The organism is Ruegeria sp. CG4 (assembly GCF_056537185.1).
On record NZ_JBQFRB010000003.1, the window covers coordinates 362852 to 389055 of the forward strand.

General features: G+C 59.5%; 24 protein-coding genes. 5 read left to right on the forward strand and 19 right to left on the reverse strand.

The features are described 5' to 3' along the window. Window positions 1-54 precede the first annotated feature (54 nt). A complete protein-coding gene (locus ACR0J2_RS11215; RefSeq protein WP_170678349.1) occupies window positions 55-195 on the reverse strand; it encodes a hypothetical protein in 141 nt (46 codons plus the stop codon). Window positions 196-367: 172 nt separating this feature from the next. On the opposite strand from ACR0J2_RS11215, the gene ACR0J2_RS11220 reads away from it, so the two are divergent. Beyond that, on the forward strand, window positions 368-2749 hold the full coding sequence (locus ACR0J2_RS11220) for a mechanosensitive ion channel domain-containing protein (protein WP_480812608.1): 2382 nt from the start codon (window positions 368-370) through the stop codon (window positions 2747-2749). A 189-nt stretch (window positions 2750-2938) separates the two neighbouring features. Here the strand turns inward: ACR0J2_RS11220 and ACR0J2_RS11225 are convergent, their stop codons facing one another. Genes ACR0J2_RS11225 through ACR0J2_RS11245 form a run of 5 tightly spaced genes read right to left on the reverse strand, consistent with a single transcriptional unit; the run spans window position 2939 to window position 10162 of the window. Next, entirely contained in the window at window positions 2939-4294 is a 1356-nt protein-coding gene (locus ACR0J2_RS11225; protein WP_480812609.1) for a CoA transferase, read from the reverse strand. Next, on the reverse strand, window positions 4291-5445 hold the full coding sequence (locus tag ACR0J2_RS11230) for an ABC transporter permease (protein ID WP_170613499.1): 1155 nt from the start codon (window positions 5443-5445) through the stop codon (window positions 4291-4293). Before ACR0J2_RS11230 ends, ACR0J2_RS11225 begins: the two co-directional genes overlap by 4 nt. Next, a complete protein-coding gene (locus tag ACR0J2_RS11235; RefSeq protein ID WP_170613497.1) occupies window positions 5442-6470 on the reverse strand; it encodes an ABC transporter permease in 1029 nt (342 codons plus the stop codon). The genes ACR0J2_RS11230 and ACR0J2_RS11235 overlap by 4 nt, the downstream gene beginning before the upstream one ends. 13 nt (window positions 6471-6483) lie before the next feature. After that, complete coding sequence (locus tag ACR0J2_RS11240) at window positions 6484-8397, reverse strand: ABC transporter substrate-binding protein (protein ID WP_170678341.1); 1914 nt, start codon at window positions 8395-8397, stop codon at window positions 6484-6486. Next, complete coding sequence (locus ACR0J2_RS11245; RefSeq protein WP_480812610.1) at window positions 8390-10162, reverse strand: ABC transporter ATP-binding protein; 1773 nt, start codon at window positions 10160-10162, stop codon at window positions 8390-8392. The genes ACR0J2_RS11240 and ACR0J2_RS11245 overlap by 8 nt, the downstream gene beginning before the upstream one ends. A 233-nt stretch (window positions 10163-10395) precedes the next feature. On the opposite strand from ACR0J2_RS11245, the gene ACR0J2_RS11250 reads away from it, so the two are divergent. Together ACR0J2_RS11250 and ACR0J2_RS11255 are read left to right on the forward strand one after the other, a co-directional pair. Beyond that, window positions 10396-10893 carry a class I SAM-dependent methyltransferase gene (locus ACR0J2_RS11250; RefSeq protein ID WP_170807679.1) on the forward strand — a complete coding sequence of 166 codons (498 nt, stop codon included), beginning with the start codon at window positions 10396-10398 and terminating at the stop codon, window positions 10891-10893. A gap of 24 nt (window positions 10894-10917) precedes the next feature. Then, complete coding sequence (locus ACR0J2_RS11255; RefSeq protein ID WP_480812611.1) at window positions 10918-11547, forward strand: glutathione S-transferase family protein; 630 nt, start codon at window positions 10918-10920, stop codon at window positions 11545-11547. A 10-nt stretch (window positions 11548-11557) separates the two neighbouring features. Here the strand turns inward: ACR0J2_RS11255 and ACR0J2_RS11260 are convergent, their stop codons facing one another. After that, window positions 11558-11947 carry a DUF3307 domain-containing protein gene (locus tag ACR0J2_RS11260; protein WP_170816776.1) on the reverse strand — a complete coding sequence of 130 codons (390 nt, stop codon included), beginning with the start codon at window positions 11945-11947 and terminating at the stop codon, window positions 11558-11560. A gap of 214 nt (window positions 11948-12161) precedes the next feature. Between ACR0J2_RS11260 and ACR0J2_RS11265 the strand changes: the two genes are divergently transcribed. Then, entirely contained in the window at window positions 12162-15158 is a 2997-nt protein-coding gene (locus ACR0J2_RS11265; RefSeq protein WP_480812726.1) for a cyclic nucleotide-binding domain-containing protein, read from the forward strand. Here the strand turns inward: ACR0J2_RS11265 and ACR0J2_RS11270 are convergent. The 9 genes from ACR0J2_RS11270 to ACR0J2_RS11310 form a co-directional block, all read right to left on the reverse strand. Beyond that, a complete protein-coding gene (locus ACR0J2_RS11270) occupies window positions 15155-15448 on the reverse strand; it encodes a metalloregulator ArsR/SmtB family transcription factor (protein WP_170613792.1) in 294 nt (97 codons plus the stop codon). The two genes, ACR0J2_RS11265 and ACR0J2_RS11270, sit on opposite strands and share 4 nt — an antisense overlap. Before the next feature lie 112 nt (window positions 15449-15560). Next, entirely contained in the window at window positions 15561-16793 is a 1233-nt protein-coding gene (locus ACR0J2_RS11275; protein WP_480812612.1) for a mandelate racemase/muconate lactonizing enzyme family protein, read from the reverse strand. 24 nt (window positions 16794-16817) lie between these two features. Further along, window positions 16818-17912 carry a Zn-dependent alcohol dehydrogenase gene (locus ACR0J2_RS11280; protein ID WP_480812613.1) on the reverse strand — a complete coding sequence of 365 codons (1095 nt, stop codon included), beginning with the start codon at window positions 17910-17912 and terminating at the stop codon, window positions 16818-16820. 64 nt (window positions 17913-17976) lie between these two features. After that, window positions 17977-19194, reverse strand: coding sequence for a TCR/Tet family MFS transporter (locus ACR0J2_RS11285; RefSeq protein WP_480812727.1), 1218 nt, complete (start codon window positions 19192-19194; stop codon window positions 17977-17979). A 96-nt stretch (window positions 19195-19290) separates the two neighbouring features. Then, a complete protein-coding gene (locus ACR0J2_RS11290) occupies window positions 19291-20004 on the reverse strand; it encodes an alpha/beta fold hydrolase (RefSeq protein WP_321251319.1) in 714 nt (237 codons plus the stop codon). Between the two features lie 13 nt (window positions 20005-20017). Then, window positions 20018-20806 (reverse strand): 3-oxoadipate enol-lactonase, encoded by a 789-nt coding sequence (pcaD, locus tag ACR0J2_RS11295; protein WP_480812614.1) that lies wholly within the window; start codon window positions 20804-20806, stop codon window positions 20018-20020. A 59-nt stretch (window positions 20807-20865) separates the two neighbouring features. Then, the gene (locus tag ACR0J2_RS11300) at window positions 20866-21840 is read right to left on the reverse strand and encodes a threonine ammonia-lyase (RefSeq protein WP_480812615.1); all 975 of its coding nucleotides are present in this window, start codon (window positions 21838-21840) and stop codon (window positions 20866-20868) included. Next, window positions 21837-22664, reverse strand: a complete 828-nt coding sequence (locus ACR0J2_RS11305) for an alpha/beta fold hydrolase (RefSeq protein WP_480812616.1) — start codon at window positions 22662-22664, stop codon at window positions 21837-21839. The genes ACR0J2_RS11300 and ACR0J2_RS11305 overlap by 4 nt, the downstream gene beginning before the upstream one ends. Continuing rightward, window positions 22664-23350, reverse strand: a complete 687-nt coding sequence (locus tag ACR0J2_RS11310; protein WP_480812617.1) for a haloacid dehalogenase type II — start codon at window positions 23348-23350, stop codon at window positions 22664-22666. Before ACR0J2_RS11310 ends, ACR0J2_RS11305 begins: the two co-directional genes overlap by 1 nt. 126 nt (window positions 23351-23476) lie before the next feature. Between ACR0J2_RS11310 and ACR0J2_RS11315 the strand changes: the two genes are divergently transcribed. Next, window positions 23477-23905 carry an FKBP-type peptidyl-prolyl cis-trans isomerase gene (locus ACR0J2_RS11315; RefSeq protein WP_170678317.1) on the forward strand — a complete coding sequence of 143 codons (429 nt, stop codon included), beginning with the start codon at window positions 23477-23479 and terminating at the stop codon, window positions 23903-23905. A 21-nt stretch (window positions 23906-23926) separates the two neighbouring features. Here the strand turns inward: ACR0J2_RS11315 and ACR0J2_RS11320 are convergent, their stop codons facing one another. From ACR0J2_RS11320 to fabB, 3 genes are read right to left on the reverse strand one after another with little or no spacing between them, the layout of a single operon-like run. Next, window positions 23927-24118 carry a hypothetical protein gene (locus ACR0J2_RS11320; RefSeq protein WP_170613469.1) on the reverse strand — a complete coding sequence of 64 codons (192 nt, stop codon included), beginning with the start codon at window positions 24116-24118 and terminating at the stop codon, window positions 23927-23929. A 59-nt stretch (window positions 24119-24177) separates the two neighbouring features. After that, window positions 24178-24969, reverse strand: coding sequence for an enoyl-ACP reductase FabI (locus ACR0J2_RS11325; RefSeq protein ID WP_480812618.1), 792 nt, complete (start codon window positions 24967-24969; stop codon window positions 24178-24180). Between the two features lie 5 nt (window positions 24970-24974). Beyond that, window positions 24975-26204 carry a beta-ketoacyl-ACP synthase I gene (gene fabB / locus ACR0J2_RS11330; protein WP_170613465.1) on the reverse strand — a complete coding sequence of 410 codons (1230 nt, stop codon included), beginning with the start codon at window positions 26202-26204 and terminating at the stop codon, window positions 24975-24977.

Consider the following 26204-nt stretch of genomic DNA (forward strand, 5'->3'; position numbering starts at 1 on the left):
CGCCCGTTTTTTGTCATTTCGGTGCAGTATCCGCGCAAATGCACCCGTATCTTATTATTTCAGTCTCTGCCCGCCAAACGAGCGCTGCCCGACCTGCAAATGCGCCATGCATTGCGATTTGGCAACATCAATTCCAGAGCAGAACAGGCGCGTGGCACCGGATTGTCCCGCCCAAACCGGTCTGACGGTGTTCACTTGTTACAGGATTGGTCATATTCAGTTTTTGTCAGGTTGAAAACAGCCTTGTCCAAAACTGTGCGCCAGGAACACGGCTGGACACTTTATCGAGATGGGAAGGTTGGATAATTTGAACACCTGTAAACGCTTGAGTATTCTGTGCGGCAACATGCGAACTGGACCTAAACCCATGCACTTCAAACTGTTTGCCGCGCTGGTTTTCACTTTCTGGGCAGTGCTTGCTGCCGGAACGGGGGCCGTCGCTCAGACATCTTTGATTCCGGGATACCCGACTGCTGGCGACACCAGTGCCGAGACGAGCGCCGACGGAGACATAGCCGCAGCCATCCGCGCCGCGACCGAAGCTGGCGCAAGCGTGATCGTGATCGACAGCGCCGGGCAGGTCGCAACTGCCGGAACCACCGGAGCCGCCGGTGCGGCTGCGGGCGACGAGAACGACCCGATGGGTGAAGGCTCGCAACTGATGAAGGCGCAGGAGAGGTTCAGGACTTTCCGGGAGTCGGTTCAGTCGCGGCTGGAGGCGTTGCCCTATTCGATCTTCGAAGTGCAGTACATTCTGCGCCAGACCAGCCCGGACGGGCGGATCATGACCTATGTCGAGGTTCTGGCCTGGAATGTCCTGTTCCTGCTGCTGGGACGGTGGCTGTCCATCGAGATCTACGGCAAGCGTATCGCGCGGCGTATCGTGGTGGCGCGATCCAAGGACAACCCCCAGGGGTACCGTGAGAAGATGCCGTTCCTGGTGTTCCGGTTCCTGATGGGGATCGGGGCCACCGTGTTTGCCATGTTGCTGGCGCTGATCGTGGGGTATCTGTTTCTTGGCGAGGCCGAGGACATCTCGATCCAGTTCACGGTCACAGCCATCTTCACGGCGTTCTTTCTGTCGCGGACAGTGTCGGATCTGTGGCGGATGGTCCTGTCGCCCTACCTGAGCCAATACCGACTGCCACCCTTTTCCGACAGGGACGCAAAGCGGTTGTACATCTGGGCTTCGGCCATCGCGACCTATGACATTTCGGTCGTTCTGTTTTCCACCTGGGTTGCCGATTTCGGGCTGAACTACAACGTCTACGCGATGGTCTACGGAAGTCTGACGATGCTGGGCGCTGTCGCCAATGTCTTCATGATCCTATTCAATGCCCGTGCGATCTCGAACGCCATTCGCGGCGGACGCGCGCCGGATCAGGTGTCGTGGATATTGCGGTTCATCTCGTTCGCCTGGGCTCCTGTGCTGATCGTGTATCTGGTGTTCAGCTGGCTGAAACTGGCCGTGGATCTGTTGCTGGAAAATCAGAACTCAATACCGATTGTCGCCAGCAGCTATCTCATTTTCATGTCCGTCGTGATTGCTTACGGCGCCATGAACTATCTGTTGGAGCGGTATTTCGACCGTAACCGTCAGATCGAGGAAATGAACGCCCGCGCGGAAGAGGCCGAAACCGAAGAGGGGCAAGGCGCAGCGGAAACACCTGAAGCTGAGCAGAGAAAGCACACCATCCTGACCTACGAGGATCTGGCCCGGCGCGTTGCGGGCATTCTGGCCTTTGTGGTTGGTGCCTACGCACTGGTGGTGATCTGGAACCCGGACGCCAACTGGAGCGAGGATCTTCCGATCGAGCGGGTGCTCGATGTGATGGTAATCATCTTCATGGGCTATATCCTGTTCCATTTCTTCCGCGTCTGGATCGATTCCAAAATCGCCGAAGAAGAGGTCGATGTCGGCGAAGCGGAACTGGGCGATGAAGGCGGCGAAGGGGGGCAAAGCCGTCTGGCCACCCTGCTGCCGCTGTTCCGCGGTGCGATCCTTGCAGTTGTCGTCGTGACCATAATTCTGATTGTGCTGATGGAGCTGGGCATCAACGTCAGTCCGCTGTTCGCGGGTGCCGGTGTTGTTGGTCTGGCCGTCGGGTTCGGCTCGCAAACGCTGGTGCGGGACATCTTCTCGGGCGCGTTTTTCCTGATGGATGATGCCTTCCGTAAAGGCGAATATATCGATATCGGCGACGTGAAGGGGACAGTTGAGAAAATCTCGGTCCGGTCCTTCCAGCTGCGCCACCATCTTGGGGCGCTCAACACCATTCCGTTTGGCGAGATCAAGGTGCTGACCAACTACTCACGCGACTGGGTGATCATGAAGCTGCCGCTGCGTGTGACCTATGACACCGATGTCGAGCAAGTGCGCAAGCTGATCAAGAAGCTGGGCCAGCAGTTGCTGAGCGATCCGGTGATCGGCGAGAACTTCATTCAGCCATTGAAATCGCAAGGCGTGATTGAAATGCAGGATTCAGCGATGATCATCCGGGTCAAGTTCATGACCAAGCCGGGCGACCAGTGGTTGGTGCGCAAGAAGGTCTATCAGGAAATCCGCGAACTGTTCGCGCGCGAGGGCATTCGTTTCGCCCACCGCGAGGTCACCGTGCGTCTGGCCGATGACAAGAATGCCGAGGACCTGACGCCCAAGCAGCGCGAGGCTGTGACCGGTGCGGTACAGGCGGCGATTGATGAAGATTATCTTGACGATATCGGCCCGGGTGGCGGCGATGACAGATAGCGCATCCTCCCGCCCCTTTGACCGACGTCTCTGACGAGACGCCAGCAAAGAGTTGGGCCGGGCCGCGCGTCCCGCGCGGAGGTGGCTCTTTGGATGAGTGGGGTAAACTGGCACGCCTTTGAGCCACGGCGGGCCGAGAACGTGCAGAGCGGTTGGGGTTTTTGCGAGCGAGGGTCTGTCGGAAAAGCGTCAGGCAGACAGACCAGCCCACTGCGGCGGGGAGGTGCCAAGTCTTGATGCGGGCAGCGGCCAGTGCATCCTGGCAGTCCCGACGCTCAGCGCGGGTTTCAGGCGGTGGCCAGGCCCCCAACCCGAAACCTCGGTAGCCTGGGCATAGTCCTGCGGGGTAGCACCCTGCATCTCGACCTCGGGGTCGGATTTGCTGAGTGCCACCAGCAACTCTGCGGTGCGTGCAAGTGACAGTTTGGCGTGCATCACCGGGTTCCCCCGCGCGGCCTGAGCAAGCGCCGACAGGATTGATGCGGCCATCAGGTAACCGGTGGCGTGATCCAGCGCCTGCACGGGCAGGGGGGTAGGCTTGTCCGCCTGCGCCCAGATGCGCCCGGCATCGGCGATCCCGGCGCTCATCTGGACAAGGCTGTCAAACCCGCGTCGGGTCGACCAGGGGCCTTGCCACCCATAGGCGTCCAGTGTCACCTCAACCCGGTTCGGGGCCAGTTCATCCCGTTTGGTTTTGGTCAATCCAAGCGCGTCCAGTGCGCCGGGACGATAGCCGTGAACAAAGACGTCCGCCTCGGCCAGCAGGTCATGCAACTTTTGAACCCCGGCAGGAGATTTCAAGTTCAGATAGGTGCATCGTTTGCCCAGCGAGATGTCGGGAATGACCCCGGGCTCGTCCCAGCCGGGGGGATCGATCCGCAGCACTTCAGCGCCGAATCCGGCGAGGGTTCGGGTGGAAACCGGGCCAGCCAGAACGCGGGTCAGATCAAGGACCCGCAAGCCAGCGAGTGGCCGTTCTGCTGTGGCATTTTGCCGGTCGCGCAGGGTGACGATTCGCGGGTTTTCCCAGGTAATCAGCGGGTCGCGCGACACGGCACGGCCCTGAGGATGTTCAAGCCATTCCACCCGGCTGCGCATGGCAGCCGCAACACCGCCTTCGGCGACAATTGCGCTTTCAAGTTCCGAAATCGCCCACTGCCTGACCGCCTGGGATACGGCTTCCCGATCTGCGGGTGTATCCAGAACCTTGAGGGCCGCGTTGCGATGATGCGGCAGGTTGGTGTGCAACCGGATCCAACCGTCCGATGCCCTGTAGTTGCCGGCAACCGCATCCCACAGGTCCGGCATCTGCCAGCCATCGGGTTTGAACGAAAACCCGAACCAGAGCGATGCCAGGCGGTGATCGACGGTGATTTCCGGTAGCTTCGCGGACAGGTTCAGGGCGGAAGTCAACGAAGCAAGCTCCTGCCCGACGGCGGCAAAGCTGGCCGTGGCCAGCTCTGACACCGCAAACACGCTTGAAAGTGCGCCGTTCCCGGTAGTCCGATAGCTGTCTGCGGCGGGAAGGGACGACAGCAGGCTCATTGCTGATAGGGGTCCAGACTGTCGCGCAGCCCGTCGCCAAGGAAGTTGAAGGCCAGCACCACGACGATAATCGGCAGCATCGGGATGGCGGTCCACGGGTAGATCTCGATCGAGGCGAGGTTCTGCGCATCGTTCAGCATCACGCCCCAACTGACCGCCGGTGCCCGCAGGCCAAGGCCGAGGAAACTGAGCGCCGTTTCCCCGAGGATCATTGCCGGGATCGACAATGTGGCCGAAGCGATCAGATGTGACATGAAGTTCGGCAAAAGGTGCTTGCGGATCACCCGCCCCGAGCTTGCGCCCATCATTTCCGCCGCGCGTACGTATTCCTCTTCGCGCAGGGACAGGAACTTGGCGCGAACGGATCGGGCGAGACCGGGCCAGTCGAGAATGCCGAGAATGATCGAGATGATGAAGAACACCGCCACCGGGCTCCAGTTCGACGGGACCGCAGCGGACAAGGCCAGCCACAGGGGCAGTTCCGGCAGCGAGCGCAGGATTTCGATCACCCGGTTGATGGTCCAGTCGATCCTGCCGCCGAAATATCCCGCCATCGACCCGAACAGGATACCCAGAAAGAACGACACCGAAATACCGATGAGGCCCACGGTCAGCGACAGTTGCGCGCCGTAAAGGATGCGGCTGAACACGTCCCGGCCCAGCCGATCCGAGCCCCAAAGGAACAGCGTGGCGCCCTCGGGGGCGCAGAACAGGTGCCTGTTTGTTTTGATCAGTCCTGCCAGCTTGTATTCGGACCCTTCACAGAAGAACCGGATCGGGCGTGGGTCTTCGGTGTCGGGGACGAATTTCCACTGAAAGGTCTCAAGATCAGCTTCGGCTACAATGGGATAGACGTAAGGCCCGACAAATTCACCTTCGTGGAACCAGTTGACGCTTTGGGGCGGGGCATAGAGGTGTTCACCATTGCGGTCGTTCGGCCCGTAAGGCGCAATGAAGCCGGCGAAGGGCAGCATCAGATAGCATAGCAGCAGGAAGATGCCCGAAATCAGGCCCAGCTTGTGGGTCCGGAACTTGCGCCAGACCAGAACCCAGTTCGGCGCGTCCAAATCCGCGCGTTCGAGTTGTTGGATCGAGGCTTCGGGATCGAACGGGGCGTCGTCGACATAGCGGCCGTCAGGAAGTTTGCTCATGCTTCACGGCCCTCGTATCGGATGCGCGGGTCCAGCATAACCAGCAGGATGTCGGAGATCATCGTCCCGATCAGGGTCAGCAGGGCGACGAACATCAGGATGAAGGCCGACAGGAACTGATCCTGTGTCTTAAGCGCGGTCAGCAGGGTCGGGCCAATGGTTTGCAGACCCAGAACGACCGACACAAGTACCGATCCCGATACCATCGAGGGCAGCAGGTTGCCGATGTCCGCCACAAACGGGTTGAAGGCAACGCGCAACGGGTATTTCGTCAGCATCCGCGACGGGGCCATGCCCTTGGCGATGGCGGTTTCGACATATGGCTTGCCCAACTCGTCCAGCATATTGGCCCGCAAACGCTGCATCATCGCCGATGCGCCTGAGGTGCCGATGACAAAGGTCGGAACAATCAGGTGGACAAGAATGGACTTCAGCTTGTCCCAACTCATCGGCTGGCCTTCGAAGGATGGGTCCATCAGCCCGCCGATGGGCAGGTTGAAATAGCGGTGGCCGTAATAGAACAGGATCAGCGCCAGAAGAAAGTTTGGCGTGGCGAGACCAAGATAGCCAACAAAGGCCGAGGTGTAGTCGATCCAGGTCCGCGACTTTGCTGCAGCCAAAACACCCAGCGGCAGGGCCACTGCATAGACGAAAAGGATCGCGGCCAGGTTGACCACGACCGTCAGCCACAGCGTGTCACCCACGATTTCGGACACGGGGCGGTCGAATTCAAAGGACCAGCCGTAATTGCCCTGCAACAATCCTTCGAACCCGTGGGGACCGGGCCAGAATCCCATCCAGATCAGGTATTGCTCCGGCATCGACCGGTCCAGCGCGTATTCCTTGCGCAGAAACTCGGCCTTGGCCACGCCGGCCGACTGGCCCGAGGCCTGCAATTCAGCAATCTGGTTGCTGAGATAGTCGCCGGGCGGAAGGTTGATGATCACGAAGATCAAAACCGACACCACCAGCAGTGTCAGCAGCATCGTGAAAAAGCGGTACACCGCGTAGCGCAGCATGATCATTTAGCTGCTCCTGTCAGTCGGCGAAAAAGAACTCGTCTGGCCGGTGGACGCCGAAATGCGCACCGGGTTCCCACGCCCACATGGCTTGCTGAGGTACATTGCGCAGACGGTTCGAAACCACGATCGGTTGCGGTGCACCGTTCAGAATACCGATGGCGTAAAGCTGATCGGCATGAATTTTCAGCATTTCGGTCCAGACCGCCTGACGCTCTTCGTCGGTTGTGGCGATTTCCCATTTGTGGGCCAGTTCCATCAACCGCTCAGCCTCAGGCATGTCTGGTGACTCGCCCGCTTCGCCACCTGTCTGATGATACTGCCCCCATTTCGGCCACGCCAGAAACACCTGATCGGTCGGGGCCAGATAGGCGGGGGAAGTGTGATTTTGCGGGATACCGTCATCCCAGCCAAACCAGACGGATGCCATCGTATTGCCCGAGAAGACGCGGTTGCGCAGGATGTCCCGGTCCAGCGGGCGCATGACCAGCTTGACGCCAACTTCGCGCCAGGTGTCGGTGACGATCTGCAATGCGTTTTCAACCTCTTGCCGTTCGCCAGCGGTTTCGATCACCAGTTCCATCGGACGTCCGTCAGGCAGCAAGCGGATTCCATTGTTATCCCGCTTGTCCAGCCCGGCCTCATCCAGCAGAGCATTGGCCTGCTCGATGTCGAACTGCGCCCAGGCCTGTGCATTTTCCTCGTTGTAGAAAGGTGAGGCAGGCAGCACCGACATCGCACCGGGCTGGGCCAGTTTGAAGTAAAGCGCCTGGTTGATCGTCTGGCGGTCAATTGCGAGTGAAAGGGCGCGGCGCACGCGCACATCGCGCAACACTTCGCGCCAGCCATCATCCGAGTAATTCAGGTTCGGGTAGATTGCGATCTGTGACGCCACCCCGGTTTTCCAAAGCAGTGTCTTGTAGTTCCCCTTCTCCTCGCCCTTTTTCAGGATTGAAGCGTCACGGAAAGCCAGCCCGCGCCCCTGCAAATCGGTCTCACCCGCGTTGGTCTTGGCTGCAACAAGGCCGGGGGCGACGATCTCCATCTCGACCACATCGATATAGGGCAGTTGCACGCCCTTGGAGTCGATGCGGTGATAGTAAGGGTTTCGGACAAAGTTGTGCCGGATCTTCTTGCCCGAGCTCGCGTTCAGCCAGGGCTGCAGGGTTGGCAGTTCGTGATTGTCGAATTTATAGAGGTTATCCAGCTTGTTGTGCAGCGCGGCCCAGCTTTTGACCCTTGCATCGTCAACCTGAAAGGCCAGATCTTCGGCATCTGCAAACTTCTCATGATATTGCTTGAGGAAGGCGGACGGGCGGTAAATGAAGGGGGGGCGGGCCTGCGCCAAAGATTGAAGGAAATTCGGGTTCGGATCGTCCCATTCGTAAATGATTGTCTGCTCGTCCGGGAAAGTCACGGTCGGCAACTTGCCTTCGACTTGCAGGAAATCCGGCGGACCGGAGGGGCTGAGGAGTTCATTGTTGGCCACATCCTCCCACCAGTAGCGAAAATCTTCCGAGGTGAAGGGAGAGCCGTCGGACCATTTGTGCCCTTCGCGCAGATGCAGCGTGAACTTGCGGTTGTCTTCGTTGTCGAATGAGGCCAGCAGGTCCGGGACAATTTCATAATTCTGGTCGAAACCGACCAGGCGGGCATACCCATAGACGACCATCTGGCGGATATCCTTGGACCGCGTCACCATCGTGCGCAAAGTTCCGCCGGGTGTGCCGAATTCACGCCCCTTTGCGGCCAGATCAACGATCAGGGGGTCCTTTGGCAAACGCTCCTGAACCGGGGGCAGGTTGCCTGCGTTGACTTCAGTGGCCCAGAATTCGCTTTCCTGTGGTGTCGGAACGGTCTCTGCCGTGGCGGGCAGCATCCAGGTCAGGGCCAGCGACGCGGCCAGAAACAGGGGACGAGTGGTTTTAAACATGGCAACGTACCTTATGGCCGGGCTCCAGCTCTATCAACGAGGGTACCACGGTGTCAGAGAAACGAAAGGCTTCTTCCCAGCTGCTCGGTGCCCCCGCGCCCAAAGCGACCAGTTTCAGGTCGATAGGGCGGTTGATGTCAGGTTCCGGTTGAGCGGCAATCAGCGCTTTGGTGTAAGGGTGGCGGGGATTGTAAAACAGGGTCTCAGGCGGGGCTTGTTCGACGATCAGTCCCCGTCGCATCACGGCGACCTCATCAGCGATGCGCGCCACGACGGCAAGGTCGTGGGAGATGAAGAAATAGGACAGGTTCAGACTGTCCTGCAGGTTTTCCAGCAATGTCAGGATCTGTTCCTGCACCGACACGTCCAGTGCCGAGGTCGGCTCGTCACAGACGATCAGCAACGGGTCCAGCATCATGGCGCGGGCAATCGACAGGCGCTGGCGCTGACCACCGGAAAACGCATGCGGGTAGCGTTTGAGCATGTCCGCGTTCAAGCCCACCCGTTTCAGCATCTCGGCCGCCTTGTCCCGCTGTTCGGAAACAGACCCGATGCGGTGGATTTCCAACGGCTCGGTCATGGCGTCCTGAATGCGCATGCGCGGGCTAAGCGAACTGTAGGGATCCTGAAACACCATCTGCGCATTGCGTTGAAACGCGGTGCGCTGTGCGCGTGTCATCTTGTGGACCGTGATCGGATCGGCATCTGCCGAAGTGCGGAACAGCACTTCGCCGCCCGGATCAGGTAGCTCGGCGCCCAAGGCGATGCGGGCGGCGGTGGTCTTGCCTGACCCGCTTTCGCCTACAACGGCCAGCGTTTTACCCCGGGCCAGCTGCAGATCGACACCCTGACAGGCGAAGATTTTCTTGTCGTCCTGCCAACCCTTGCTTGAACGCATGGTGTAAGTCTTGCTGACGTCCTTCATCTGCAAGATCAGATCATCCTGCGGCATCGGCAGGCCGACGGCATCCTTGTCCGGGATTTCCGGTGCGGCATCAAACAGTTGCCGCGTGTATGGGTGCGCGGGCGCATTCAGCATCGGCTCGGCCGGACCGGCCTCCATCACGCGACCCTTGTGCATGACGACAACCTGCTTGGCCATGTTGGCGACAACGCCCAAGTCATGCGTGACCAGGATCAGCGCCATGCCGGTTTCTTTTTGTAGCTCCTTGATCAGCCCCAGAACCTGCGCCTGCGTCGTCACGTCCAGCGCGGTGGTCGGTTCATCTGCGATCAGCAGCTCGGGTTTCGAGACCATCGCCATCGCGATCATCGCCCGCTGCCGCATGCCGCCGGACAATTCGAAAGGGTAAGAATCATACGCCCGCTGAGGGTCGGGAAACCCGACGCGCTCGAACTGGGTCAGAACCTCTTTGCGAGCCTGCGCCTCGGACGCACCGCGATGCAGCCAGAGAACCTCGCTGACCTGATTGCCGATCTTGTGCAATGGAGAGAGGGATCGCATCGGCTCCTGAAATATCATCGAAACGCGATTGCCGCGAATATCGCGCATCTGGCGTTCGTTGATTCGGGTCAGGTCCACCAGACCCTTGGAATCATTCAAGGTAATTGTTCCGCTGCGAATCTGGGCCGTGCGCGGTAGAATGCGCAACGCTGCCCGGCAGGAAATGGTTTTGCCCGATCCGGATTCTCCGACCAAAGCAAGCGTTTGCCCCGCCTCGACGTCAAAATTCACGCCTTTGACAACAGATTCCGCACTGCCAAAGCCAATGCTGAGGTCTTGGACAGACAACAACGCATTCATGCAGGTTTACCACCTGTTTGACCGTAGGTCGGCATCGGCTTTTTCAACTCCCTGTGTTTTTTGGCTCAGTTTCGCGCGGTTAGTGCCGCATAGTCAAACCGTTCTTGGGCCCAAACGTCGCGGAAACGTGAAACCGGGGGCAATTTATCTACACAAAGTCTTGAGTTCTTGTCATCTAGGGCAGTGTCGGCCACATCTTGTCTGTCGACTGCCATCAAGGAGAGATTTGCCCCGTGTCCGACAATCAAAGCCGTCTGGATCTGTTCATCGACCGCATGGTGTCACAGCGTGCCTGCCTGGATTTTGCCATTGCGCAAACCCGCGGCATGCGGGGTCCCGTGTTTGAGCTCGGGCTGGGCAACGGGCGAACCTATCATCACATGATCGGTCGTATTCAGGATCGCCCGGTTTATGTTTTTGAACGGGCGGTTGCGTCGCACCCGGAGTCCACACCGCCCGACGATCGGGTGATCCTTGGCGACGTGCGGGAAACTCTGCCCGCGTCGGTCGACCGTTTTGGCGCATCGGCCAGCTTGATACATGCGGATCTGGGCGGGCATAACAGGGCCAAGAACGATGCGTTCGCACGATTTGTATCGCCGCTGATCGAGCCGCTGCTGGCCGAGGGCGGATTGATGGTGTCCAGTGATCGCATGTATTTCGAGGCTCTAACCGAAGTGCCGCTGCCGGCAGGTGCTGTGGAAGGCCGCTGTTTCATTTATCGCCGCTGATCCGGACCACAGGAAAGAGCGCCAATGCTGTTTTATGACTGCTCAACCGCCCCCAACCCGCGCCGGGCCCGCATGTTCATCGCTGAAAAAGGGCTTGATATTGAAACCCGGCACATCTCGATCGCTGATCGAGAGCAGTTGAGCGACGATTTCAAGGCGGTAAATCCATGGGCAACGGTGCCGGTTCTGGTGACGGATGACGGCACAGTCCTGACCGAAAACCTTGGAATCGCTGCCTATCTTGAAGCGCGCTTTCCCAATCCGCCTTTGTTGGGCCGTGGTCCGGACGAAAAGGGACTTGTTTTGATGTGGAACAGTATTGTCGAGCAACAGGGCGGCGCCCCGATTGCCGAGGTGCTGCGCAACACCAATCCCTTCTTTCGGGACCGGGCGATCCCAGGACCGGTCAACTACGCGCAGATCCCCGAACTGGCGCAGCGCGGCACCGACCGCGTGGCACGGTTTTTCGATCTTCTGGAGCAGCGCTTGCGAAACAGCGCATTCTTGGCCGGGGCAGAGTTTTCACTGGCGGATATTTCGGCTTTTGTTTTTGTCGATTTTGCGCGGGTCATCAGAACGCGCATACCTCAGGAAAACACGGCGACCCTGGCATGGTTCGAGGCGATCAAGGAACGACCCGGCGCCAACCTTTGAAGCCAAGGTTTTAGGAAGCGTAGACCACCCAGGCCCAGACCATGGCGACGTAAGTCAGGTTGTGCATGAACTGATCCAGCCCGGCAGCCCGCCAGAATGCCGCCTGATTGGGTTGCAGTTGCCGCTTGTCCGAGTACCGGGCCTTGGCAAAGTCTATGTTGAAATGCACGAACCATTCCAGAACGGCGATAACAAGGATGAAAGCTATCGCGGTCCCGAACAGCAGAAACACAATAGCAGACCCCGCCGCATGCACCGCTGCATGCTGCGCGCGTCCCAAATGCATATATTCCCCGCGGCCCGACAGCATTTTTGCTGTCTGGAGATAAAAATCCGCGAACATATGTTTGACCTGCAATAAGCAGATCATCAGCAACACCGCGCCAAGTGTAGCAGTCAAAATCGCCTTCCCCATATCAGTCTGTCTCAAACTCTAGGTGCTAAATTGGGCTCGCGCAAATGAACTAGTTCACACAAGGGGGGAATTTTCGATCAATTGGAAACTATTTGCGTCTTTTGTTGGGATTGCGGTAAATTCGTACTGCTGAATTTAAAGATTACCATGACGTACGGGTCGATGACCTGAAGTAGGGGCGGGTTCAATAGAAAGAACGATTTTCCGGTTTATTTGGAAGTACTCCAAACGCGATCAGCTGGTGCTGCTGGCCGTGACGGCGACGCTGTTTCCATTGCTTTACCTGACGCTGGAACTGCCCAAGCGCATCATCAATGACGCCATCGGCGCAACCAGCAGCGTGGTCGAGGTCTGGGGCTACAGCCTGACGCAGACCAATTTCCTGATCATCCTGTGCTTTGCATTTCTGGCCTCGGTTCTGGCGCATGGTTTGATGAAGATGCGCATCAACACGATGAAGGGGATCCTTAGCGAACGGATGTTGCGCAGGTTCCGCTATCAGCTGATCAACAGCGCGCTGCGTTTTCCGCAACCTTATTTCGAGCGGGTCAGCCAGGGTGAACTGGTCTCGATGGTCACAGCCGAAAGCGAGCCGATGGGCGGGTTGATGGGCGATGCGATCAGCCAGCCGGTGTTGCAGGCCGGACAGATGATCACGATCCTGTCGTTCCTGTTTCTGCAAAGCGTCTGGTTCGGATTGGCAGCAGTGGCGCTGATCCCCTTGCAGGCCTGGCTTATCCCGCGCCTGCAACAGCAGATCAACCTGCTGAACAAGAAACGCATTCAGGAAGTGCGCGTGCTTGCGGCCCAGATTGGTGAAAACGCGGCGGGCGCATCGACGTTGCGGTCAAACGGCGGCTGGCGGTATCGTCGCGCGATGGTCTCGGATCAGCTGGGGCGGCTGTTCGGCATCCGGTTCGAGATCTACCAGAAGAAGTTTTTTATGAAATTCATAAACAACTTCATCTCGCAGCTGACGCCGTTCATGTTCTATCTGGTTGGCGGGCTTCTGGTGCTTCAGGGGTCGGTCTCGCTGGGGGCGCTGGTCGCGGCCTTGGCGGCCTACAAGGACCTGAGTTCCCCATGGAAGGAACTGCTGACATATTACAACCAGACACAGGACATGTCCCTGCGCTGGGACGTGGTGATCGAACGCTTTGCGCCCTCGGGAATGCTGGATGAAAAACTATTCGATGGAGAACCTGAAACACGCCCGCATCTGAACGGCGATATCCACCTGAACCATGTCTCGGTGCGCGATATGGATGGAAATCAGGTGTTGGACGATCTGAATCTTACGTTTCCGGGTGGAAAGACGGTTGGTATTTCCGCCCCCAGCGAGGAAGACCGGCGTGCATTGGCGGAACTGCTGACACGGGAAATCCTGCCAAGTGCCGGGCGCATTGAAATCGGCGGGCAGAACCTGGCCGATATGCATCAGGGGGTTGTGGCGGCTCGGATCGGATATGCCACGTCGCGGCCCGTGATGTTTCAGGGAACGCTGGGCGACAACGTCATGATGCCGATGCGGTTCAAGCCATTGTCGGACGGGCCGGCCGATCCCGGATTTGCCGAAACCCAGCGTGCCGGAAACAGCCCGGACCCGTTCCGGGCAGATTGGCTGGATCCGTCACTGGCCGGTCTGGACAATGCGCAGGCACTGCGTGCGTGGTGGCTGCAACTGGTCGAGGGTATGGGCTCGGGTGCAGCCCTGTTCCAGCGGGGCAGCGAGCAGACATTCGATGCAGCCGAGCACCCCGAGCTGGCGGCAAAACTGGTCGAACTGCGCCCGGTAGTGCAGCAGGCCGTTCAGCAGAATGGTCTGGAACAGCAAGCGCTGATTTTCGGTCGGGATACCTATAACCCGGCTTTGCCCGTGGCCGAAAACCTGCTGTTTGCCACCCCGCGCGTCCGGGTCACGCAGGATCTTCTGGCGCGCCAATCCGTGTTTCTTGGGCAATTACGCGAACTCGGACTGGATGAAACGCTGGTCAGCCTGACCCGGGACGTGATCGACATGCTGCGCCAGATCTTTGGGCTGGATGGAACCGATCACCCTCTGTTCCGCAAACTTGGCCTTGAAGCCCAGACCTATGAGGCCGCGGTCGAGCTGATCGACCGCACCCGTGACGAAGGCGCGACGGGGCTGAACGATGAACAGCTGGCAAACCTGCTGGCGGTGCCGTTGGTGATCTCGGCCGAACAGATCGGGCCGGCCTTTACCAATGAACTGAAGGACCGGATTCTTGAGCTGCGTCACAGCCATTCTGACAAGCTGCTTGAGACATTGCATGACGTTTTCGTGCCGCTGGATGAGAGCGAGTTTGCACCGGGTCTGACCGTGATGGAGAACGCCCTTTTTGGCAAAGTCAGCCAGGTTGGAGGAGCCCGGTCCGACGAGTTGCGCAAGGTGATTGTCGATGTGCTGTCCGAAAACGGCGCGCGTCCACTGGTGATCGAACTGATCTACAACGTTCCGGTTGCCCTCGGCGGGCAAAACCTTCCGGCGGTTTTCGCCGAACCTTTGGCCTTTACCCGAGCAACGATCAAGAAGCCGGACGTTCTGGTTCTTGAGAACGCGCTGGCCAGTTATGACATGAAAACCAAAGTGGCGGTCTACAAGAACCTGCGCGAGTTGCTGCCGGAGACCACGGTTGTCTACTTGAATGATCAGTTCCAGAATCCGGATGCATTCGACATGCATGTGGAAATCAGGCAAGGTCGTGTCGTTTCAGGGGAGGGACCGATCGACGTGGAGGAAGACAGCGCCGCCTCAGCCGACCTTGCGCGCAAACTGCGAGCATTGGAGCAGACGCCCCTATTCTCGGGTCTGAACCGCAGACAGCTGCGCCTGCTTGCGTTTGGTGCGCGCTGGTTCGAGGCCGCGAAAGGCGAGGTGATCTTTCTGAAGGACGACCAGCCGACGGATGGGGCCTACGTTGTTCTTGAGGGCGAGGCGGGTTTGTATCTGCCGCAAAAGGACGAACCGGATCAGCTGATCACCAAGGTCGGACCCGGCGCGCTGGTTGGCGAACTTGGCCTGATCCGCAAAGAGCCGCGCGCGCTGAGCATGATTGCCGAAACCGATCTGTCCTGCCTGCGTATCGGTGAAGAGGAATTCCTTGCCGTCGTCGAAAACGATGCCGCAACCGCGTTCAAGCTGTTGCAGGTCATTGCCGGTTACGTTTCGAACTAGATGCCGCCCTCGGGGTTGCAGAACAGGTCATAGAGCAATGTGATGACCTGTGCGGTATTGCCGTCTTTCAGCGTGTAGTAGATTGTCTTGCCATCCCGGCGGGTCGAGACCAGGTTTTCCTCGCGCAAGCGGGCAAGCATCTGACTGACTGCCGCTTGCCTCAGCTGCAACAGCTCCTCCAGTTGCCCTACAGATTTTTCGCCATCGCCCAGATGGCACAGGATCATCAATCGGCCTTCATGGGCCAGCGTCTTGAGAAATGCGGCCGCGCGGGCGGCGCTTTCGCTCATATCCGCAGGTTTTTCAGGGCTCAGTTGTTGGGACTGCACTTCCTTGAACGTCACGCGCGACCTGTCTACTAGTCTGTATTGTCAGCATTATGCCTGATTACAGTCGTGATTGTCACCCCTCGACAGCCGGGGCGCCGCCCTGAAAGGCGTTGCCGTTGACGTAGTCACAAGGTGCCTCCTGCATCTGCAGGTGCAGGCCATCCCCGGTATAGGGGTGCGCGCGGGCCAGTTCTTCATTGACGTCGATCCCGAGGCCGGCAGCAGTGGGCGGGATCACGAATCCATTGTCCACCTGCAAACTGCCGTTGATCAACTGGTTGTGGAACGGGGTTTCAATGGTTTCCAGCAGCAACAAGTTGGGTATGGATGCGGCCAGATGGATATTCGCGGCCCATTCCACAGGCCCCGCGTATAGGTGAGGTGCCATCTGTGCGTTGAAGATCTCGGCCATGGCGGCGACTTTCTTCATCTCCCATATCCCACCTGCGCGCCCCAGCGCGGGTTGCAGGATTTCCGCCGCGCCAGCCCGCAGAACCGCCCCGAACTCGGCCTTTGTGGTCATCCGTTCGCCTGTGGCCACCGGAATGCGGACGTTGCGGGCAACGCGCGCCATGTCTTCGATCATGTCCGGCGGTGTGGGTTCTTCGAACCAGAGCGGCGAGTACGGCTCGAGCGCCTGACCCAGTCGAATGGCCCCCGCCGTGTTGAACTGGCCGTGGGTGCCGAACAGCAGGTCGGCCTTGTCCCCGACCGCCTCGCGTATGGCTTTGCAGAACGCCACCGACATCGAGATATCGGACATCGCCGGCATATGGCCGCCGCGCATCGTGTAAGGACCAGCCGGGTCGAACTTGACCGCAGTGAAGCCGCCCCGGACCATTTCGGCCGCGCTTTCCGCCGCCTGATCGGGTGACGTCCAGAAATCGGTCAGATTGTGCCGGGGCAGGGGGTACAGATAGGTATAGGCGCGAATGCGTTCATTCATCAGCCCGCCTAGCAGGGCGTAAACCGGGCGGTCCCGGTCCTTGCCCAAGATGTCCCAGCACGCGATTTCAAGCCCGGAAAACGCGCCCATGACCGTCAGGTCCGGACGCTGGGTGAAGCCGCTTGAATAGGCGCGGCGGAACATCAGCTCGATGTTTTCCGGGTTCTCGCCCAGCATATGCCGTTCGAACACGTCCCGGATGACATGTTTCATGGCCTCCGGGCCAACCGACGAGGCGTAGCATTCCCCCCAGCCGATGATCCCGGTATCGGTCGTGACCTTGACCAGTATCCAGTACCGTCCGCCCCAGCCGGGGGCCGGAGGGGCCGTGACGATAATGTCGAGATCCTGCAGTTTCATCAGCTGCCCTCCTGCCGGGTCGTGTTAGTTCTGGTCGAAGATAATGACGTTGCGTTTGGCCGAGCCGGTCTTCGTGTCGGCAATCGCCTCGTTGATCTGGTCCAGCGTCCAGCGCCCCGAGATCAGTTCATCCAGCTTCAGCCGCCCCTGTTCGTACAGGTCGATCATCCAGGGGATGTCGCGCTGAATGACCACATCGCCCATTTTCGATCCGACCAGGCCCTGTCCCAATGCGGCAAGGATGACGGGTTCGTAGGTGGACTGATCGCCGGAATGCGGCATGCCGATCATGACCGCCTTGCCGCCGCGCCCAAGGTAACGCGGGGCCTGATCATAGGCCGGTATCGCGCCAACGGTAATCAGAACAGCATCCGCCCCGCGCCCGCCCAAAGCCTTGTATGCAGCCTTCCACGGCTCGTCCAGGCTGCCCAGCACGCCATGGGTTGCGCCAAACTCTTTGGCGATTTCCAGTTTTTCTTCGGTCATGTCCACAGCCACGATGCGCCGCGCCCCGGCAAGCCGTGCGCCCTGTATCGCGTTCAGGCCTACGCCCCCGGCGCCAATCACGACTACGTCCTGACCCGGGCGCAAACCGGCCGCGTTGACGGCTGCGCCAACGCCCGTGATCACGCCGCAGGACAACAGGCTGGCAACGTCCTTGGGCAGCGATTCCGGGATTTTGACGATCTGCCTGTGGCTTACGACCACCTTTTCCGCAAAAGCGCCGCAGGCCATGGCCTGTTCAAGCGGACCGTTGTCGGCTGTACGCAGCGGTCCCTTGACCGTGTCGTAAGGGGTTTCACAGATCGTGGGTTTGCCGCCGGCGCAGGACGGGCAGGACCCGCAGGCCCGGATCAGCGTGACAACGACCGGGTCGCCCACCTGGAATCCGCCTGCGTCCTTGCCCACCGCCGATATGATGCCAGCCGCCTCGTGCCCGTAAACGGCAGGCAGAAACCCGCCCCACGCGCCACTGGCGTATGTTATGTCGGAATGACAGATCGCGACGGCGTGCAGGGTCACTTCGACCTCGCCATTGCCCGGAGCCGAAATCCGGACATCTTCAATAACAAGCGGTTCCCCGAACGCATGGCATACAGCGGCTTTGATGGTTTGCATTGTTGTTAACTCTCCCTTTCGCACACGGTGGCGTTATGGCGCGCAGGCTGCAAGGCGGAATCCGTCATCGCGATGTCGTTGTTACGCCACAAGCGGGCGCGCCCCGGGAAAACAACACGAAACCTGCAATCATCAGGACTAGGGCAAGAAGAAACGGCGCCCCGGGCAAATAGATAGCTGTGTCCGGTCGCACGAAATGCGCGAATACGCCGGTCATCAGCAACGGAGAGATAATCATCGACAGAGCATGGAGTGAGGTCAGAACGCCCTGCAGTTCGCCCTGTTGGGAATCCGGAGTGGCCCGCGACATCATGGCCTGCAGGGCCGGGGTGATCACGGCGCCAAAGGCCGTGATCGGGATCAGGATCAGGGCGACAGTTCCGTTGGTCAGAAACGCCAACAGCAAGAAACTGATTATCTCGAATCCCATGCCGTAGATGATGGTTGCCCGCTCGCCCAGATATCGCGTGGCCGGGCGGATCAGACCGCCCTGCACGGCCGCCATGGCCATGCCGTAGACCCCAAGCGACACCCCGATCATCTGCGGTGACCAGCCAAAGCGCTCAGTCGTGAAATACGCCCAGATTGCGGGGTAGACATAGATTGACACCGAATACAGGAAATAGACCCACAACAACGGTCGAATTCCCGGCAGTCCGGCGATGGCGCGCAACGAATTTGCGGTATTGGCACGTCGCCAGCTGAATGCGCGCCGGGTCTTGTCGGTGATCGTTTCAGGCATGACGAACAAACCGACGACGAAGGTCAGCGCAGACAACCCCGCCGCCGCCCAGAACGGCGCGCGGGTTCCGTATTCACTCAGCACACCGCCCAGTACCGGCCCAAGCACGAAGCCAACGCCAAAGGCCGCCCCGATCAGCCCGAAATTGGCGGCTTTCTCGTGTGGCTTTGACACGTCCGCCATGAAAGCCGCCGCGGTTGCGTGGGTGGCGGCGGTGATGCCGCCAATGATGCGCCCGGCAAGAAGCAGCCAGATACTGCCTGCAACCGCCATGACCACGTAGTCCAGCGCCATGACAAACAGCGACACCAGAAGAACCGTGCGCCGCCCGTAAGCATCCGAAAGATTTCCCAAAATGGGGCTGAACACAAACTGCATTGCAGCGAACGCGGTGCTGAGAATCCCGCCCCAGATCGCAGCACTTGCCAGCGTTCCCGCCTGAACCTCGAGGATCAGTTCGGGCATGATGGGCATCACCAGACCGATGCCCATGGCGTCGATCATCACGATGCTGAGAACAAACAGAAATGGCAGACGCATGAGTACCGGTTTCATTGGTTTCTGCGCGGACCCTAGCGACCGGCCGCAGGGAAGGGAACATCCCTGTACAGTGTCGTGACGTCCGGTCAGCCGGGTTCAGAACCCATGCTCGATCTCGCTCAGCAGGGTGGCCAGCTTTTCCGGCTGCGCGAAAAACGGTGAATGCGAACTGTCGATGGTGTGACGCAGGTTCGGCGGCGCGCAGTGGCTCATCGTTTCCTGGTATTCGGTCGGTATCGTATGATCGTCGGTTGTACGGATATATGCCTTTTTGACGCCGGCGTATCTTTCGGACAGCGGCAAAGGGGTGTCCTGAGGCCGGATTGGCTGAGGGCACATTCGTGCCAGCGCATATTGGGTCGTGCCGGTCGGGCAGTCGTGATAAAACAGATCCTGCACCCGGTCTGGATGAACGGTGTAGGACAGGCCGTCGGCAGATTTGTCCACGGCGTCAACAATCAGTTGCCGGGGCGCGCGTTTTCGCATCTCGACCATCGACAAGCCGTCATGCGGCACATACGCGCAAAGATAGATCAGGCCCCGCATCGCGTTTGGCTGAGCCTCGGCGGCGGCGCTGATCGGATATCCGCCCCAGGAATGCCCGACGATGAGTGTTTCCGGTGTTGTGGCCGCCAGAACAGCGTCCCGACACCCGTCCAGCGTAACGTCGCAGATGCGGGTCGGGTCGGAACCGTGGCTGGGCAGATCGATGGCATGGGCGGAATGCCCCAGACGTTCAAGTGCGGGGATAAGATCGCGCCAGCACCATGCGCCATGACAGGACCCGTGGATCAGCAAAAAATCCGCCACAGTCGTCTCTCCTTCAGATATATCCGACATCGGACAGGAAGCGTCGCAACAAGGCGGCGTATTGCTTGGGGTGTTCGACACAGGGCAGATGTCCCGCCTTGCGCATCAGTTCAAACCGGGAGCCGGGGATCAGGTCAACTGTTTCTCTGACCAGATCGGGCGGGGTCGAGCCGTCCTCGCTGCCGGCGATGCCCAATGTGGGCAGGCGCAATCCGCTGGTCGGCGTATAGAAATCGGTGCCCGATATGGCGGCGCAGCACCCCAGATAACCTTCGACCGGTTGGCGAACCATCATGTTGCGCCACAGCAGATGATCCGCCGATGTGCGATAGGCCTTCGAAAACCACCGTTCCATCGTTGCGTCGGCCAGTGCTTCGATCCCGCCAGCTCGCACCGCGGCCATGCGATCCTGCCAGATGGCCGGGATCGCGATTTTGGCGGCGGTGTTTGATAGAACCAGCGCGCGGATTTGATCCATCCTTTTGACGGCCAGGCCTTGGGCGATCATGCCGCCGATGGACAGGCCGACGAATACGCAATCCCGGACACCAAGATGGTCCAGAAGGGCCTCGGTATCCCTTATCAAGGCGCCCATCGAATACGGGCCGGGAGGCTGCGAAGACAATCCGTGACCACGCTTGTCGAAACGGATGATCCGCAGGCCATCCGGCAGATGCGGCAGTACGCTGTCCCAAAGGCGCAGATCGGTCCCAAGGGAATTGGCAAACACGATCGGTGCCCCGTCCGGGTTGCCGTCCGTTTGGTAATGCAGTTGCACGTCACCAAGATCGGCGATTTGCATGATTTCGGTCCCTGTCGATTCAGAGTTCGGGGTCAACTTGTACGGATTGCCGCCTGCTGTCAGGTCAGGAATTCCAACGCCTGGCCAAAAACTTGCGGATCGGCATTTCCGCCGGATGCCACTACAATGACCGCGTCGCCCTGAATCTCGTCCTTTCGGAACAAGGCTGCCGCCAATGACACGGCCCCGCCCGGTTCCAGCGCGATCTTGAGGCGCAAAAAAGCCTGCGCCATTGCCCGCAGGGCTTCTTCCTCGGATACCGCCAGCCCGGGACCGCACAAACGCTGAAGGATCGGGAAGGTGATCCGGCCGGGTTGGGGGGTCAGGATTGCATCGCACAGATTGCCCGCTGCCGCCGTGTTCTTTTCGATGCGGCCGCTTTCCAACGATCGTTTGACATCATCAAAGCCTTCCGGCTCGCACGGGCGAACCCGCAGGTCAGGCGCGTGTTTTTCCAAAGCCAAGGCAATGCCCGATGACAGGCCGCCGCCGCCGCAACACACCAGAACGTCCGCATTGGCAACCCCGGCTTCGGCTGCCTGACGCGCAATCTCAAGCCCCGTGGTGCCCTGTCCGGCGATTACTTGCGGTTCGTCGTAGGGCCGGATCAGCGTCAGCCCACGCTCCTGCGCCAGACCTTCTCCGATCTCCTCGCGACTTTCGGTTGTGCGGTCGTAGAGAACAACCTCGGCCCCCAATGCGCGGGTGTTTTCGATCTTCAGCCGTGGCGCGTCGGAGGGCATGATGATCACCGATGATATTCCGTGCCGGGACGCGGCCAGCGCAACCCCCTGCGCATGGTTGCCCGAGGAATAGGCGATGACGCCGCGCTGCCGGTCACTATCTTCCAGCGCCGAGATTGCCGACCATGCGCCGCGAAACTTGAAGCTGCCGGTATGTTGCAGGCATTCGGGTTTCACCAGCACACGCCGGCCTGCGATTTCGTCCAGAAAGGGCGAGGTCAGGATCGGTGTTTCCCGCACATGTCCCCGCAGTCGGGTGGCGGCGGCTTCGATCAGATCAATGGTGCTCATGCGGCGTCCAGTACTTTGCGAATGACGATCAGCGAAGGGGGCTCGTCCAGAAAGGGAACATGCCCGCGATCCGGCACCTCAGCCACGATAAGCCCGGGGTGACGAGTTTGCATTTGGGCAAGTGTTTCCCTTATCAGAATGTCCGAGTTTGCGCCACGGATGACACCAACCGGCAAATCGCGCAAGGCCTCGAACAACGGCCACAAATCCGGCACCACACCGGCAGCGGCTTGTTCGATCAGCGCGGTCCGCAAGGCGGGGTCGTAGCGCAACGACAGATGCCCGCCCTGATCTTCGTACTGAAACTCGGCCTGCCGTCGCCAGATGCTCAGAGGGACACCGGGGAAATGAGGGTCCATAGCCTGTTTCAGTTGCCGTGCCGCCTGATCCAGTGTTCTGGAAACCGGCGGTTTGCCAACGTATTCCATGATCTTGGCAATGCCTGCAGGTTCAATGACCGGGCCGACATCGTTCAGGATAACGCCGGCCAGCCGGTGGCGATGGCTGATTGCCAGCGCCATCGCGATCAAACCGCCGCGGGACGTCCCCAGAATGACCACCCGGTCGAGGGCCAGATGATCCAGCAATTCGATTGCGTCCAGCGCCTCGCGCTGGATGTTGTAGTTCGCGTGGTCCGGGTCATGATCGGATTGACCTCGCCCGCGATAATCCATTGTGATCATGCGGTAATCGGCCATGTGGGGCGCAAGGAAAGAAAAATCCCGACCATTGCGCGTCAATCCTGCCAGACACAGGACCGGAGCGCCTGTGCCATTGTCCTCATAATAGATGCGCCTGTTGTCCGAGGTCGTGAAAAACGGCATCAAAGACCGGCCAGCTTTGGGATCGAAGTCAAGTCGGACAGGACATGAGCGGGCGTCCACGGCAATCGGTCCTGGGGTTCGCCTGCACGGTTGACCCAGGCGGTCACGAATCCGTATCCGCTGGCTCCGGCAGCGTCCCAGCCATTGGAGCTGACGAACAGGACCTGATCGCGTTCACAGCCAAAGCGTTGCTGCACAAGGTCGTAGACTTTCGCATGTGGTTTGAAGACACCAACAGTTTCGACCGACAGAACGTCGTCCAGCAGATCGCCGACGCCGGCCGACTGCACGGCACCTTCCAGCATCGGCGGAGATCCGTTGGACAGGATGGCGGTCTGTAAACCACCCGCTTTCAATGCCTTCAGCATCTCGGGCACTTCCGGATAGGCCTGCAATTGCCAGTACAAATCCAGTAGCCTCTGTCGCAGGGCGGCATCGCCATTCAGCCCCGTGGCTTCCAATGCCCAATCAAGCCCGTCCTGCGTCACGTCCCAAAAATCGGCATGCGCGTCTGTTATCGCCCGCAACCAGGTATATTGCAGCTGTTTCAGGCGCCAGAAATTGGCCAGCTCGGGCCATTTCTGCTGCAGCGCCTCGAACTCCGGTTCACCTGCGGCCTGCCTTGCGGCGGCGGTGACATCGAACAACGTACCATAGGCATCAAAAACACAGGTAGAAATTGCCATCGGACCCTCACTGCCATTCGGCGGCAGGTTGGCACAGGAGTTTCGTGGGTTAAAGGGGCAAGGGTTTACATTATCGTGTCATACCCTAGGTTGACCGGTTCATTCCTTACCCGGTCGGAGTTCAAAATGACTGAAATCAAACAAGGCGACACAGTGCGCATCCATTATACCGGCACCTTGCTGGACGGATCCGTCTTCGACAGTTCCGAGGGGCGCGATCCGCTTGAGTTCGTCGTTGGCTCGGGCCAGATCATTCCCGGCCTCGACACGGCCATGCCGGGTCTGGCGGCAGGCGACAAGAAACGGGTCGAAATCGCCTGTGTGGAAGCCTATGGGCCGATCAACCCGGCGATGCGCCAGGCCATCCCGCGCGAAGGCATCCCGGATGATATTCCGCTGGAGCCTGGTACTCAGCTGCAGATGCAGACACCTGACGGGCAAGCTTTACCTGTAACCGTTGTCGATGCGGATGAGGCCACAGTTACCCTTGACGGGAACCATCCCCTAGCGGGACAGGACCTGATCTTTGAGATTGAGGTGGTTTCGGTAAACTGACCGGAAAAGGCGAAAAAACTGTCAGCCTGCAATCATGCCGATAAGGCGATCCACAGCTTCACGCACCGGTGGCTGAGTCAAAAAGACAAACAGCACCAGAAGGGATGTCAGCGTCAGTAACATGACACGACCCCGATTGGTCAGGAGTCCCGACTTGCGCCGGACCTGAGGTCCGCGCGCGTTGTTTGCAATGATCTGGTCTAGCTTGCTCATAAGCCAATCCCTGCCGCCGAAAGATGGTCAAATCTAGGCGTCGGCAGGGAAAGATATGGTCACATCGCCTCGGGCTGCGGCATTCCAAGGATATGGAAACCGCCATCGACACGGATGATCTCACCTGATGTGCAGGAACCGGCGTCCGACGCCAGATAGACCGCAGTGCCGCCCACGGCCTCAAGCGTCGCGTTCGATCGCATTGGCGCGTTCTGGTCGCAGAACTTGTAGGTCTTGCGCGCGCCGCCAATTGCGGCCCCGGCCAGTGTTTTCATCGGCCCGGGAGAGATTGCGTTGACGCGAATACCATCTGGACCGAGATCATTGGCCAGGTAGCGGGTCGCCGATTCCAGTGCCGCCTTGGCCACACCCATCACGTTGTAGTTGGGAACAACCTTGTTGGAGCCCTGATAGGTCAGGGTCAGCAAGGTGCCGCCATTGTCCTTCATAAGCGGATATGCGCGGCGCGCGACCTCGATAAAAGAATAGGCCGAGACATCCAGCGAGTGTTTGAAGTTCGCGCGGGTCGTGTTCAGAAACCGGCCGGTCAGTTCGTTCTTGTCGGAATAGGCGATGGCGTGCACGACGAAATCGATGGTCGGCCATCGCTCACCCAGCTCGCCAAAAGCGCGGTCCAGAGAGGCGTCGTCGGTGACGTCCGCATCTACCATGAAATCGCTGCCGAGGCTTTGTGCCAGCGGCTCCAGACGCTTTCCGAACGCGTCACCCTGATAGGTGAACGCCAGTTCGGCACCGGCCTCATGCATCGCCTTGGCAATGCCCCACGCAATCGAGCGGTCATTTGCCACGCCCATGATCAGGCCGCGTTTGCCCTTGAGAAGATCCGACATCATAGTCACCCGTTATACCTGGACAGGATCATGGAGCCGTTGGTGCCGCCAAAGCCGAAGCTGTTGGTCATCACGCTGTCCAGGCCTGCGTTTTCAACCACCTGAGTTGCAATTTCACCGGGCAGGATGCCGTCGGAAAGTGTGTCGACATTGATCGACGGAGTAATGAAGTCATTTTGCAGCATCAAAAGGCAGAAAATCGCCTCAAGCGCGCCGGCTGCGCCTTGCGCATGGCCCGTCATCGATTTGGTCGACGAAATCGGCGGTACGCTGCCCTCACCGAAGATACGGCGAACGGCCTCAACCTCGCCCACATCGCCGACCGGGGTCGAGGTGCCGTGGGCGTTGATGTAATCGACCTTACGGCCTTCGGGCAAGGTGGACAGGGCCAGGCGCATCGCACGCTCGCCGCCTTCACCGGACGGTGCAACCATGTCATGTCCGTCGGACGTCGCGGCATAACCGGTGACCTCGGCATAGATCTTCGCGCCGCGTGCCAGTGCATGTTCCAGGTCTTCCAGAACCACGATGCCGCCGCCGCCGGAAATCACGAAACCATCGCGATTCTGATCGAATGCACGCGAGGCTTTTTCGGGGGTGTCGTTGTATTTGGAGGACATCGCACCCATCGCGTCGAACAGGCAGGACAGGGTCCAGTCCAGTTCCTCGCCGCCGCCTGCAAACATCACATCCTGCTTGCCCAGCATGATCTGTTCCGCCGCGTTGCCGATACAATGCAGCGACGTCGAGCAGGCCGACGTGATGGAATAGTTGATACCCTTGATCTTGAACGCTGTCGCAAGGTTCGCCGAAATCGTCGAGCACATGCATTTCGGCACTGCAAAGGGGCCGATCCGCTTTGTCGCACCATTTTTCAGCACAGTCTGATGCGCCGTCAGCATGGCACTGGTTGATGGTCCACCGGAGCCGGCAACAAGACCCGTGCGCGGGTTGACGACCTGGTCTTCGGTCAGGCCGGCGTCTTCGATCGCCTGGCTCATGGCGATGTGCGCGTATGCGGCGCCGGGGCCCATGAAACGAAGGGTACGCTTGTCCACATGCTCGGCCACGTCGATCTTGAGCGTTCCGGCGATCTGGCTGCGAAATCCGTGTTCGACCATCTGTTCGTTGGCTTCGATCCCAGATTTACCTGCCTTGAGCGAGGCGAGGACCTCTTCGGCATTGTTGCCGATCGAGGAAACGACTCCCAGACCGGTGACGACGACGCGACGCAT